Source organism: Streptomyces sp. I05A-00742 (assembly GCF_013055795.1).
Taxonomy (GTDB): domain Bacteria; phylum Actinomycetota; class Actinomycetes; order Streptomycetales; family Streptomycetaceae; genus Streptomyces.
On the sequence record NZ_JABETO010000010.1, the window covers coordinates 84,803 to 97,885 of the forward strand.

The window sequence follows — 13,083 nt, forward strand, 5'->3', positions numbered from 1 at the left end:
CCCCAACAGACGGGCTGATTCAGCCCGTCCGGCGTTTGAGGACGCCGCGCGCAGCGCGGCTCGGGGGCGCGGGGCCCTCCCCGCAGAAACGGTGAAAGGGAGGGACCGGGGCACCTCCCCCTCCCACAAGGAAAGCACCATGACAGACCTCCGCATCGCCCTCCTCGGCGCAGGCCGCATCGGCTCCCTCCACGCCGCCACCCTCACCACCACCCCCGGCGTAGCCGACCTCCTCATCGCCGACGCCGACCCCACCCGCGCAGCGGCCCTCGCCGCCCGCGTGCACGCGAAGGCCCTCGACGCCCCCGAGGACGCGTTCACGGCGGGCGTCGACGCCGTCGTCATCGCGACGGCGACAGCGGCCCACGCCGACCTGATCGTCCGAGCAGCCCACGCCGGCGTCCCCGCGTTCTGCGAGAAGCCGATCGCCCTGGACCTCCCCGGCACGGCCCGCGCGCTGGCGGAGGTGGAAAAAGCCGGGACGCTGCTGCAGATCGGCTTCCAGCGGCGCTTCGACGCGGGCTACCGGAGAGCGCGCGAGGCGCTCAGGGCGGGGCGGCTGGGACGGGTGCACACGATCAGGGCCGTCACCTCGGACCCGGCGCCGCCGCCGGCGGAGTTCCTGCCGCTGTCGGGCGGGCTGTTCAGGGACTGCATGGTGCATGACTTCGACACGGTGCGGTGGCTGACGGGGCGCGAGGTGGTGGAGGTCTATGCGCGGGGGTCGGACGCGGGGGCGGCGGTGTTCCGGGAGCAGGGGGACGTGGACACGGCGTGCGCGCTGCTCACGCTGGACGACGGGACGCTGGTCTCGGCGACGGCGACCCGGTACAACGGCGCGGGCTACGACGTCCGTACGGAGCTGTGCGGCGAGCGTGACCAGTGGGTGGTGGGGCTGGACGGGCGAGCGCCGCTGACGTCGGCCGAGCCGGGCGGGCCGGGGGCGCCGGAGCGGCCGTGGCCCGGGTTCCTGGAACGGTTCGAGGGCGCGTACCGCGCGGAGCTGGACGCCTTCGTGCGCGCCGTGCGCGGCGCGCTGGACAGCCCCTGCCCCGGCCGCGAGGGTCTGAACGCCCTGCTGATCGCCGAGGCGTGCGAGCTCTCGCGCGCGCGGAACCGGCCGGTGGGGCCGGCGGAGGCGGCCGCGGCGGCGGGGCTCGGCTGATCCACCGGACGGCATCCGTCCGAACACCACGTCGCCGGCGGGTTACGAGCGTCACGACCCGGTCAGCCTTCCTCGACAGCCGTTCGACAGCCCGCCCGCCCGGCTCCCGTGCGCCGTTCGCCGGGCGAGGCTGCTCGATCAAGAACGGCAGCGCCGCGGGCCCCCCGACGGAACCCCCTCCGTGGCCGCGGCGCAGCGGAGAGGCGCGAGAGATGACCGACCGTCGACTCTGGTCCTACAAGGAGATCGCCGCGCATATCGGGGTACAGACCGACACCGTGCGGTCGTACCGCAAGCACGGCCTGCTGCCGGTTCCCGACCTGACCGAGGACGGGAAACCGTACTGGTTCGCCGACACCATCCGGCTCTGGGTCGCCGAGCGCCCCGGCAACCGGGCGCGGCGCGATCGCAGGGGGTGACGGTGACGGCATACCCCCTGGGGGTACTATGAGGTCGCAGTCGCCAACCGGTCCACCTTCACCGAGGAGCACAGCATGACGCACGGAACGACCGCCGGGACCACCACCGTCTACCGGGTGACCGGTATGACCTGCGGCCACTGCGAGAGCGCGGTCGGCAGCGAGCTCTCCGCCCTCCCCGGGGTGACCTCCGTCCGGGCCGACGCGTCCGCCGGACAGGTCACCGTCGTCTCCGGGGGCCCGCTGGACGACGAGGCCGTACGGGCCGCCGTCGACGAGGCGGGGTACGAGCTGGTCGGCCGCGCCTGATCCGGCGCCGCCGGGCGGACTGACGGCCTGACGGTCCGACGGCCGCCATTACCCCTCGGGCAAGGACCTTGATTTCCGTTCAGGGTCCTTGCCCTTTTACGTCCCTGTTTGGCGGACGAAAACAAGAGACCTAGATCACAGCAATTTGGGGGTAACCATTCCGGGCCTCGATTGGTCTAACCATGCAGTGCTGGATCGTCTTGGGGGACGGGCCGGCCACGCGTGGCCGGGACACGTACCCGGGGAGCTTTGAGCGGCCCTCCCGTCCGTACGTTGTCCCGGCAGATCGCGTCCGAAGGCGGCCCGTCGCACGGGCCGCCGGCACAGTGAGCGCATGGCGCGCATTTGAGCTCCCGGACGGATCCCGTGGGGGGAATCCGTTTCGGGACGGAAAGCGTCCCGCTCCGACCCGTGGGGGGATCGGAGCCGGGGCGCTTTTCATTGATGCCCTGCACAACTAAGTCGGATGCCCTGTACACGTGTCACGTACACGCTTATTAGGGGTCCGTTCTCCGGACACCATGCCCCGAACAAGCCCCGGACCACACGAAGGCGCCCCCGCCGCCCCTCGTGGAGGGGTGGCGGGGGCGCCGTGACGCAGAAGGGTCAGCGGGCCTCGACGGGCACGAAGTCGCGCTCGACGACGCCGGTGTAGATCTGGCGCGGGCGGCCGATGCGGGAGCCCGGCTCCTTGATCATCTCGTGCCACTGGGCGATCCAGCCGGGCAGCCGGCCGAGCGCGAAGAGCACGGTGAACATCTCGGTCGGGAAGCCCATGGCCCGGTAGATGAGACCGGTGTAGAAGTCGACGTTCGGGTAGAGCTTGCGCTCGACGAAGTAGTCGTCGGCCAGCGCGTGCTCCTCCAGCTTGAGGGCGATGTCGAGGAGCTCGTCGTCCTTGCCCAGGGCGGAGAGGACATCGTGCGCCGCGGCCTTGATGATCTTCGCCCGGGGGTCGAAGTTCTTGTAGACGCGGTGCCCGAAGCCCATGAGCTTCACGCCGTCTTCCTTGTTCTTCACCTTGCGGATGAAGGTGTCGACGTCGCCGCCGGAGTTCTTGATGGACTCCAGCATCTCCAGCACCGACTGGTTGGCGCCGCCGTGCAGCGGGCCCCACAGGGCGTTGATGCCCGCGGAGATCGACGCGAAGAGGTTGGCCTGCGAGGAGCCCACCAGGCGCACGGTCGAGGTGGAGCAGTTCTGCTCGTGGTCGGCGTGCAGGATGAGCAGCTTGTCCAGGGCGCTGACGACGACCGGGTCCAGGTCGTACTCGGCGGCCGGCACCGAGAAGGTCATCCGCAGGAAGTTCTCGACGTAGCCGAGGTCGTTACGCGGGTAGACCACCGGGTGGCCGACGGACTTCTTGTACGCGTAGGCCGCGATCGTCGGCAGCTTGGCGAGCAGCCGGATGGTGGAGAGGTCGCGCTGCTTGGCGTCGAAGGGGTTGTGGCTGTCCTGGTAGAACGTGGACAGGGCGCTGACCACGGAGGACAGCATCGCCATCGGGTGGGCGTCGCGCGGGAAGCCGTCGTAGAACCGCTTGACGTCCTCGTGCAGCAGGGTGTGGCGGGTGATCTCGTCCTGGAAGCGCGACAGCTCGTCGACGGTCGGCAGCTCACCGTTGATCAGCAGGTACGCCGTCTCCAGGAAGGTGCTGCGCTCGGCCAGCTGCTCGATGGGGTAGCCGCGGTAGCGCAGGATGCCCTGCTCGCCGTCCAGGTAGGTGATGGCGGACTTGTAGGCGGCGGTGTTGCCGTAACCGGAGTCCAGGGTCACCAGACCGGTCTGGGCACGCAGCTTGCCGATATCGAAGCCCTTGTCGCCGACGGTGCTGTCGACCACCGGGTAGGTGTACTCGCCGTCCCCGTAACGCACTACTACAGAGTTGTCGCTCACGTCATCCCTCACCGACGTTGTGCCTCTTCTTCGAGGTGCCCTGACTACCCCTACCTTCCCCCATTTGGACGCGGTACGTGCACTCGGGGTCGGCCATAGGGCCCAAGAGCGGCACTGAGTGCCGTCCAGCTGGCCATCCTGCCCCCTTCGCCCCGATTGGTAAACCGCTCAGAGACGAACACCACCTCCCATGACGAGCCGGTGATCGAGGGCGGTACAGCGACGGCCGGCCCCCACCGTACGGACCGCCTGACCCAGGGCGCGCCGCGAGCCGACCAGGACGACGAGGCGCTTTGCCCGGGTTACGGCCGTATAGAGGAGATTGCGCTGGAGCATCATCCAGGCGCCGGTGGTCACCGGGATCACCACGGCCGGGTACTCGCTGCCCTGGGAGCGGTGGATCGTGACCGCGTAGGCGTGCGCCAGTTCGTCGAGTTCGTCGAAGTCATAGCCCACTTCCTCGTCCTCGTCGGTGCGCACGGTCAGCCGCTGCTCGACCGGGTCCAGCGCGGTGACCACCCCGACCGTGCCGTTGAAGACGCCGTTCTCGCCCTTCTCGTAGTTGTTGCGGATCTGTGTCACCTTGTCGCCGACCCGGAAGACGCGGCCGCCGAAGCGGCGCTCGGGCAGGTCGGGCCGGGCGGGGGTGACGGCCTGCTGGAGCAGGCCGTTGAGGGCGGCCGCGCCGGCCGGGCCGCGGTGCATCGGGGCGAGCACCTGGACGTCCCGGCGGGGGTCGAGCCCGAACTTGGCGGGGATCCGCCGGGCCGCCACGTCCACGGTGAGCCGGCCGGCCTCCTCGGTGTCCTCCTCGGCGAAGAGGAAGAAGTCGGCGAGGCCCGTGGTGATGGGCGGGACACCGGAGTTGATGCGGTGGGCGTTGGTGACGACGCCGGACTGCTGGGCCTGCCGGAAGATACGGGTGAGCCGCACGGCGGGGACGGGGCTCCCGGGGGCCAGGAGGTCGCGCAGCACCTCGCCGGCGCCCACGGAGGGCAGCTGGTCCACATCCCCGACGAGCAGCAGGTGGGCGCCCGGCGCCACGGCCTTGGCCAGCTTGTTGGCCAGCAACAGGTCCAGCATGGACGCCTCGTCGACGACGACCAGGTCGGCGTCGAGCGGCCGGTCCCGGTCGTACGCGGCGTCGCCGCCGGGCTTGAGCTCCAGCAGCCGGTGGACGGTGGACGCCTCGGCGCCGGTGAGCTCCGACAGACGCTTGGCGGCGCGGCCGGTGGGGGCGGCGAGCACCACCTTCGCCCGCTTGGCCCGGGCCAGCTCGACCACCGACCGGACGGTGAAGGACTTGCCGCAGCCGGGCCCGCCGGTGAGGACGGCGACCTTGCTCGTCAGCGCCAGCCGGACGGCGTCCCGCTGCTCGGGGGCGAGCTCCGCGCCGGTCCGCCCGGCCAGCCAGGTCAGGGCCTTGTCCCAGTCGACGTCCGCGAAGGCCGACAGCCGGTCCTCCCCGGCCCGCAGCAGCCGGGACAGCTGTCCGGACAGGGAGAGTTCGGCCCGGTGGAAGGGGACGAGGTAGACGGCGGTGACGGGCTGCCCGTCCTCCGGTCCCGGTACGGTCTCCCGGACCACCCCCTCGTCGTCCGCGGCGAGTTCGGCCAGGCACTCGATCACCAGGCCGGTGTCGACCTGGAGGAGCTTCACCGCGTCGGCGATCAGCCGCTCCTCGGGCAGGAAGCAGTGCCCCTGGTCGGACGACTGCGAAAGGGCGTACTGGAGGCCCGCCTTGACCCGCTCGGGGCTGTCGTGCGGGATGCCGACGGACTGGGCGATCCGGTCGGCGGTGAGGAAGCCGATGCCCCAGACGTCGGCCGCCAGCCGGTACGGCTCGTTCTTCACCACGGAGATGGAGGCGTCCCCGTACTTCTTGTAGATGCGCACGGCGATGGAGGTGGAGACCTCGACGGTCTGGAGGAAGAGCATCACTTCCTTGATCGCCTTCTGTTCCTCCCATGCCTCGGCGATCTTCTTGGTGCGTTTGGGGCCGAGTCCCGGCACCTCGATCAGCCGCTTCGGCTCCTCCTCGATGATCTGCAGGGTGTCGACGCCGAAGTGCTGGGTGATCCGGTCGGCGAACACCGGGCCGATGCCCTTGACCAGGCCGGAGCCGAGGTAGCGGCGGATGCCCTGGATGGTGGCGGGCAGCACCGTCGTGTAGTTCTCCACCGTGAACTGCCGTCCGTACTGCGGGTGCGAGCCCCAACGGCCCTCCATCCGCAGCGACTCACCGGCCTGGGCGCCGAGGAGCGAACCGACGACCGTGAGCAGATCGCCGGAGCCGCGGCCGGTGTCCACCCGCGCGACCGTGTACCCGTTCTCCTCGTTGGCGTAGGTGATGCGTTCGAGCACCCCTTCGACCACTGCCAGTTGCGCCATGGGCCGACAGTACCGCCGGGGTCCGACAGCCCCGCCCCGGACGCGATTCGAGGGGCCCGGTCCGCGACCGAGCCCCTCGCTTCCCCCCGGCCGGCCTCCCCTTGATCCCCCCGGATACCTCCCCCGGGAAGCCGGATGCCACATACGACAGCCGGGGGCGCCGAGAGGTTGCAGCCGACTCGAAGCGTTATCGATCCGTTACCCAAGGTGGCGAGAAGTCCGTTACGCACGGGGAAGCCGGTTCACTGTGAAACTGGCTTTCTCCACTCTCGGTGTCCCTGGTCTCCCGATCCCCGACGTCACCCGGCTGGCCGCCGCCCACGGCTGGGACGGCGTCGAGCTCCGCGCCCACCCCGAGGAGCCGCTCCACCCGGGCAGCGGACCCGCCGAACGGGCGGCCGCGGTACGGCGGTTCGACGCCGACGGGGTACGGATCCTCGCGGTGGCCGGATACGTCCGGGCCGCCTCCCCCGGCCCCGACGAGCCGGTGCTGACGGAGCTGGACGCGCTCGTCCGGCTCGCCGCCGACCTCGGGGCGCCGTTCGTGCGGGTGTTCCCGGGCGCCGGGGAGCAGCCGGCGGAGGAGAGCGACGCCACCGCCGCGCGCCGCCTCGCGTGGGTCGCGCCGCTCGCCGCCGACCTCGGCGTCCGGGTCCTGCTGGAGACCCACGACTCGCACCCCCGCGCCCAGGACACGGCCCGGGTGCTGGGCCCGGTGGGCCACCGGAACGTCGGCGCGCTGTGGGACGTCCTGCACACCTGGCGCAACGGCGAGCCCCCCTCCGTCACCCTGCCCACGCTCGCCCCGCATCTGGGCTATGTCCAGGTCAAGGACGTCGTCTCGGAACACGACACCGCGCCCCTGACGCTGGGCGCGGGCGCGGTGCCGCTCGCGGCGTGTGTGCGGGAGCTCGCCGCGGCCGGGTGGGACGGCTGGCTGTGCTGGGAGTACGAGAAGCGCTGGCACCCCGAGGCGCCGGACTTCGCGGGCGTGTCCGCGGCGGGCCGGGAGTTCCTGCGGGACCTGCTCGACCGGTCCGCCTGACGCGCGTCAGTCCACGGCCACGGTCACGGCGATGCCCGCGAGGGCCGTCCCCATCACATACCGCTGGGTGCGCAGCCACCGGGGGCGCCCCCGGAGGAACGTCGAGACGGATCCGGCGGACACGGCGATCAGGCCGTTCACGGTGACCGCCACGACGATCTGGGTGAGTCCGATGAGGAGGCTCTGGAGCGGCACGGAGCCCCGGTCGGGGTCGACGAACTGCGGCAGCACCGAGACGTAGAGGATCGCGATCTTCGGGTTGAGCAGATTGGTGACCAGCCCCATGGTGAAGAGCTTGCGCGGCGGGTCCGGGGGCAGCGGCTTGGGGTCGAAGGCCGAGGTCCCGCCGGGCCGCAGGGCCTGCCAGGCGAGCCAGGCCAGGTAGGCCGCGCCGGCCAGCTTCACGGTGGTGTAGACGGCCGGCACCAGGGCGAAGAGGGTGGCGATGCCCGCCACCGCCGCCAGCAGGTAGACGAAGAAGCCCACGGCGACGCCCAGCAGGGAGATCAGCCCGGCCCGCCGCCCCTGGGTCACCGATCTGGACACCAGGTACATCATGTTCGGACCGGGGGTGAGCACCAGCCCCAGCGCCACGAGCGCCATACCGGCGACATCGTGCAGGGTGACCACGGGGAACTCCTTGGGGAAGCGTCAGGGGAAAGCAGGGGACAGAGGGGGTTTCCGGGGAGGCCCCGGGCGTCACCGGGAAACGGGCGACGGCTCGGCCGCCCGTACCTCGGGCCCGGCGGCGGGCCCGGCCGCCGCGGACACCGCCCGCCGCCGCGTTCCCGACAGCGACGCCAGCGCGATACCACCGACCAGCAGCACCGCCGCGCACCAGCGCAGCGGGCTCACGCCCTCGCCCAGCAGCAGCGCCGCGGACGACATCCCGAAGACGGGCACGAGGAGCGCGTAGGGGGCGACGGCCGAGGCGTCGTACGTGCGCAGCAGGTGGCCCCAGATGCCGAAGCCGAGCAGCGTGCTGATCCAGGCGACGAACAGCAGCGCCCCGACGCCGCTCATGTCGAGCGAGCCCAGCGCCTCCGCGTCGGCGCCCGGGCCCTCCAGGACGAGGGAGAGCAGCAGCAGCGGCAGGACCGGGACGGCGCTCACCCAGACGATGAACCGGAAGGCGTCCGGTGCGGCGGCCTTGCGGGTGAGGATGTTGGAGACGCCCCAGAAGGCGGCCGCGACCACGACGAGGACGAAGCCGAGGAACGGCCCGGACATCCCTTCGTCGACCGCCGCGACCACGATCCCGGCGACCGCCACGGCCATGCCCACCGCCCGGGCCCCGCGGACCCGCTCGCCCAGCGCGAGGATGGCGAAGAGGGCGGTGAACACCGCCTGGACCTGGATGACCAGCGAGGACAGCCCGGCGGGCATCCCGGAGTGCATACCGACGAACAGCAGCCCGAACTTGCCCACGCCCAGCGTCAGCCCGACGCCGATGATCCAGCGCCACTTCACCGGCGGCCGGCCGATGAAGAAGAGGGCGGGCACCGCCGCCGCGAGGAAGCGCAGGGCACCGAAGAACAGGGGCGGGAAGTGGTCGAGTCCGACGTCGATGACGACGAAGTTGACGCCCCACAGAGCGGCGACGAAGACGGCGAGGAGAAGGTGGTGCGGACGCATGCGACCAGCATCACGGCACCGGACCATGTAGCACCAGTTCATCTTTCTTCAGTATGTGATTGAGCAATGCTTCAATGAGCAGGGCTTCGACGTAAGGCTTCGCCGTAGGGCTTCGACGAATGGAGGTGATCACGTGCTGGACCTGTCCCGGATGCGCGCCCTGCACGCCGTGTCCGTGCACGGCTCGGTCAGCGCGGCGGCGATCGCCCTGGGCTACACGCCGTCCGCCGTGTCCCAGGCGATCACCAAGCTGGAGCGGGAGACCCGCACCCCCCTGCTGGAACGGCGCGGCCGGGGCGTGGCGCTCACCGACGCCGCCGTACGGCTCGCGGAGACCGCGCGGGAGCTGCTGGTGCTGGTCGAGCGGGCCGAGACCGAGCTCGACGAGCGCCGCGGGCTGCCCACCGGGCGGCTGACCATCGGCGCGTTCCCCACGGCCGCCCGGGACCTGCTCCCCGGCGTCCTGGCCCGGCTCGCCCGGGAGCACCCCACCGTGGACGCCCGGCTGTCGGAGATCGACCCGCACCTGTCGATGGGGCTGGTCGCCCAGGGGGCGATCGACCTGGCCGTGGCCCACGACTGGGACATCAACCCGCTGCCCGCGCCGGAGGGCATGGAACGGGTGACGCTGGGCGAGGACCGGTGCGAGGTGCTCGTCCCCGAGGGCCATCCGCTGACCGGACGCGACGCGATCGCGGCGACGGACCTGGTGGACGAGCGCTGGATCTGCCAGCCGCCCGGCACGGTCTGCCACGACTGGCTGGTGCGGACCCTGCGCGAGACCGGCCACGAGCCGAACCTCGCGCACCAGGTGGCCGAGTACCAGACCCAACTGGCCCTGGTCGAGGCGGGGCTGGGCGTCGCCCTGATCCCCCGGCTGGGCCGCGGGCCGCTGCCGCCCGGCGTGGCGGTCCTGCGGCTCGAACCGGTGCCCGTACGGCGGCTGTTCGCCTACTGGCGGATCGGCGCGGCGCGGCGGCCCGCGATCACCGAGACCGTGCGGCTGCTGCGGGCGGCGGCCAGGGAAGGCTGTGCGGCCGAGGAACCGGCGGACGGCGTCCTCCGTCCAAGGGCCGTGCCGTCGGCGAGTCCCCGCGGTGCGGTGCCGGGACCGTCGCACGCCGCGTAGCCCGGCCTCCCTCTCCACCGTCCGCGGCCGTCGGCACGCCGCCGCCTGTGCGCGCCCTCCCGGGCACCGGCGGCGGCTCTCCGCCGCCCGGCCGGGGGCGTGCGGCACGGGACGCACACCCCGGGGAACACCCCGCGCTCCTGGCGCACGCCGGGCCCCTCCGGTAACTCTGGACGGAATCCGTGGGGTTGCGGACATCGAGGGGGTTCCATGCGTCAACCGGCGCTGCGTGCGGCGCTGTTCGCGGTGGCCGTGCTCTCCGGGCCGCTCGCGCTCACCGCGTGTCACGCGCCGGACAGCCCGGATCCGGGGGCCGCGGGCCGGACCGGTACGGCCGGCGGCCGGGACGGGACCGCCGCCCCGGCCCGCCCGGTGACCGCCGCGCGGTTCCTCGGCCGGGGCTCCTGCGCGGACCGGGGGCCGGGCTACGACGAGGTGGACTGCGCGGGCGCCCGGGCCGCCGCCCGGGTCCTCGCCCGCTGGAACGGCCCGCAGGCGTCAGGACCCCGCTGCCCCTCCCTCACCGACTTCGTCCTGCACCTCTCCGCCGTCGACACCGGCAGCTCGGAGGAGGAGAGCGCGCCGGAGGGGTACGCCTGTATGCGCAACCTGCGCCCGCCGCACCCCGGCGACCCGGGCCGGGGCGGCGGCCCGCTGACGGTCGTCGGCGACTGCGTCCGCACCACCGCGCGGCCGGGCGTGGTGAAGGAGACCGCCTGCGACGGCTCCCGGCCCGAGGCCCCGGAGTACGAGGTGACGCACGAGGCCGCCACCCGCGCCGGCTGCCCCGCCGGCACCGACCTCTACGTACAGCTCGGCGGCGGGGCACCCGTCGGGTGCGCCCGCCGCCTCGGCTGAACTCCGGTACTCCCGCGCCCTACGGACGCAGGGCGGTCTGCCGGTCGATCCTGGCGCGGTCGAGCTTCGCGTCGAACGTGGCCAGCGGCTTGGCCGCCTTCTCGTCCCGCTGGACGGCCTGCGGCGCCACACCGGCCCACTTCAGGACCTCGGCCGTGGCCTTGGCCCGCTCGTCGGCCACGAGCTGCGAGATATTCGAACCGTGGTTGCCGCCCGGCGCGTAGAAGCGGAAGTCGTGCCGCGCCGCGGCGCCCCGGCCCAGGCGGAACGGCTCACCGCTCCACGGGTCGTTCTGCCCGTAGACGAACAGCATGTTCCGGCTGTCCTCGCGCACCCAGCGGTCGACGTCCGCCATCGCGCCGTTCCGGAACGTCATGGGGATGTCCCGCGGCACGTACGAGCGCGGCTGGTTGATCCCGGGGTACCGCAACAGGCCCTTGAGGTGCGGGTTCCTCACCGTGGGGGCGCCCAGCTCGGTGCCCGCCTGGTAGTAGTACGGCGTGTACCGCTCCAGGCCCTGGTCGGTGTAGGCGTCGAAGCCCGAGATGTCGTCGACGAACTTGTACAGGTCGTCGGTGGACGCCTTGGTGGCGGGGACGGAGGCGCAGTCGCTCTGCAGGTGGTACTGCCAGAAGGACCAGACGAGGTCCAGCACGACGTTCTCGTACGCCTTGTCGGCGCTGCCGACGACCTTGAACGTCTTGCCGTTCTCCTTCGCCCACTTCTCGTACCGGGCCACGATCTCGTCGCGCCGGACCAGCGCCTCGCGCTGCACCGAGTTGAGCTGGGTGCGGCAGGCCTTGTCGCCGACGCCCGCGAAGAAGCGGTCGTAGGCCACGTCCTCCTTGTCGTTCACGTCGTTGGGCGCGACGTAGGCGACCGTGCCGTTCATGTCGTTCGGGTAGAAACGGCGGAAGTAGGTGGCCGTCATACCGCCCTTGCTGCCGCCCGTGGCCAGCCAGTTCTTGTTGTAGACGGGCTTGAGGGCCGCGAAGAGGCGGTGCTGGTCGCTCGCCGCCTGCCAGATGTCCAGCTTGGACCAGTCGGCGGGCTGCGGACGGGACGGGGTGAAGAAGCGGTACTCCATCGACACCTGGTTGCCGTCGACGATGCGCGTGGGCTCGCTGCGGCTGGGGTTGGTGGAGACGTTGTAGCCCGAGGTGAAGAAGACCGTGGGACGGTCGGTGTCCTTGTGCAGCAGGGTGAAACGCTGCTCGAAGGTGCCCTTCTTGGGATTCCGGTGGTCGACCGGCTGCCGGTACGTCATCACGAGGTAGCGGTAGCCCGCGTAGGGCTTCTCCTCGACGAACTTCATCCCGGGAATCCTCAGGATGCGGTCCTTGATGTCGGCCTGCGGGGCGGTGGTCGCCGCCCCTGCCGTGGCGCTGCCGGCGCCGATCGCTCCTATGAGCATCGTCGCCGCCAGCAGCGATCTGAGAGCCTTGCGCATGCGCCCTCCCCTGGGTTCGCAAAGGTCGCCGCGAACCTACCGGGGGTGACATGCGTTGCGCCAGACCCTTTGTCCCCGCACTTCACATCACTTCACAGCCCGTGCCGCCTTGTCCGGGACGGCCCGCATTCGGCCGGTCCGCCCCGGGCCGGGGCTCAGCGGCCGGTCAACCGCCGCATGATCGCCATCAGTTCGTCGGGCGGCGCGATCCCGAACTCCTTGGTCTCGTGGTCGATCACGGTCAGCGAGGTGAGGACGCCGTCCCGCCACCAGTAGAGCCGGGGCGAGATATGGGTGTCGGGGTTGTCCTGGTACGCGCCGAGGCCGAACATGGCCAGCTCGTTGACGGCACTGACGACCGTGGCGTCCACGACCGGATGGAAGGCGAGGTTGTGCCGGCTCGGCACGGTCACCAGCACGCCCTCGGCCGGGGGCTCCTGACCGGTCGTCGCCCGGATCAGCTCCCCCAGTACCAGGACCTTGCTCGCCGCGTGGATCGAGCCGCCGCCGACGATGTGCAGGACCGTGCCGTCGGGCCGGTCCACCGTGTCGTGCTCCATGGGCAGCTCGACGAGGTTGGCGCGCGCCGCCGCCCACAGGGCCGCCGGGTCGCCGGCCTCCGCCACGCCCCCGTCGTCCAGGAGCAGCACCGCGTCGGGGGTGTCGAGGGCGATGCCCGCCAGCAGCCCCTCGGCCACCGGGCGGAGGTAGCCGAAGCGGTCGGCCACCTCGGCCGGGATGTGATCGTCGGGTATGAGGCGCAGGACGGGCATGTTCTGAGGGTTC

General features: G+C 71.8%; 12 protein-coding genes. 6 read left to right on the forward strand and 6 right to left on the reverse strand.

The window, feature by feature from the left end:
• Nucleotides 1-139 precede the first annotated feature (139 nt).
• The 3 genes from HN013_RS12610 (at nucleotide 140) to HN013_RS12620 (ending at nucleotide 1,893) form a co-directional block, all read left to right on the forward strand.
• Complete coding sequence (locus HN013_RS12610) at nucleotides 140-1,165, forward strand: Gfo/Idh/MocA family oxidoreductase (protein ID WP_171166180.1); 1,026 nt, start codon at nucleotides 140-142, stop codon at nucleotides 1,163-1,165.
• 212 nt (nucleotides 1,166-1,377) lie between these two features.
• Nucleotides 1,378-1,584, forward strand: coding sequence for an AlpA family transcriptional regulator (locus HN013_RS12615; RefSeq protein ID WP_171166181.1), 207 nt, complete (start codon nucleotides 1,378-1,380; stop codon nucleotides 1,582-1,584).
• 75 nt (nucleotides 1,585-1,659) lie between these two features.
• Nucleotides 1,660-1,893, forward strand: a complete 234-nt coding sequence (locus tag HN013_RS12620) for a heavy-metal-associated domain-containing protein (RefSeq protein WP_171166182.1) — start codon at nucleotides 1,660-1,662, stop codon at nucleotides 1,891-1,893.
• 606 nt (nucleotides 1,894-2,499) lie between these two features.
• On the opposite strand, the gene HN013_RS12625 is transcribed toward HN013_RS12620, so the two are convergent.
• Entirely contained in the window at nucleotides 2,500-3,789 is a 1,290-nt protein-coding gene (locus HN013_RS12625; protein WP_171166183.1) for a citrate synthase, read from the reverse strand.
• A 168-nt stretch (nucleotides 3,790-3,957) separates the two neighbouring features.
• Nucleotides 3,958-6,180, reverse strand: coding sequence for an ATP-dependent RecD-like DNA helicase (locus HN013_RS12630; RefSeq protein WP_171166184.1), 2,223 nt, complete (start codon nucleotides 6,178-6,180; stop codon nucleotides 3,958-3,960).
• 247 nt (nucleotides 6,181-6,427) lie between these two features.
• On the opposite strand from HN013_RS12630, the gene HN013_RS12635 reads away from it, so the two are divergent.
• Nucleotides 6,428-7,225, forward strand: coding sequence for a sugar phosphate isomerase/epimerase (locus HN013_RS12635; RefSeq protein ID WP_171166185.1), 798 nt, complete (start codon nucleotides 6,428-6,430; stop codon nucleotides 7,223-7,225).
• A gap of 6 nt (nucleotides 7,226-7,231) precedes the next feature.
• Here the strand turns inward: HN013_RS12635 and HN013_RS12640 are convergent, their stop codons facing one another.
• Nucleotides 7,232-7,855 (reverse strand): LysE family translocator, encoded by a 624-nt coding sequence (locus tag HN013_RS12640; RefSeq protein ID WP_171166186.1) that lies wholly within the window; start codon nucleotides 7,853-7,855, stop codon nucleotides 7,232-7,234.
• Nucleotides 7,856-7,924: 69 nt separating this feature from the next.
• The gene (locus HN013_RS12645; protein WP_171166187.1) at nucleotides 7,925-8,860 is read right to left on the reverse strand and encodes an EamA family transporter; all 936 of its coding nucleotides are present in this window, start codon (nucleotides 8,858-8,860) and stop codon (nucleotides 7,925-7,927) included.
• Between the two features lie 133 nt (nucleotides 8,861-8,993).
• Between HN013_RS12645 and HN013_RS12650 the strand changes: the two genes are divergently transcribed.
• A complete protein-coding gene (locus tag HN013_RS12650; protein ID WP_171166188.1) occupies nucleotides 8,994-9,989 on the forward strand; it encodes a LysR substrate-binding domain-containing protein in 996 nt (331 codons plus the stop codon).
• 210 nt (nucleotides 9,990-10,199) lie between these two features.
• Complete coding sequence (locus tag HN013_RS12655; RefSeq protein ID WP_249374974.1) at nucleotides 10,200-10,847, forward strand: hypothetical protein; 648 nt, start codon at nucleotides 10,200-10,202, stop codon at nucleotides 10,845-10,847.
• Nucleotides 10,848-10,866: 19 nt separating this feature from the next.
• On the opposite strand, the gene HN013_RS12660 is transcribed toward HN013_RS12655, so the two are convergent.
• Complete coding sequence (locus tag HN013_RS12660; protein WP_171166189.1) at nucleotides 10,867-12,297, reverse strand: S28 family serine protease; 1,431 nt, start codon at nucleotides 12,295-12,297, stop codon at nucleotides 10,867-10,869.
• 155 nt (nucleotides 12,298-12,452) lie between these two features.
• Nucleotides 12,453-13,070, reverse strand: coding sequence for a hypothetical protein (locus tag HN013_RS12665; RefSeq protein ID WP_171166190.1), 618 nt, complete (start codon nucleotides 13,068-13,070; stop codon nucleotides 12,453-12,455).
• Nucleotides 13,071-13,083 lie beyond the last annotated feature (13 nt).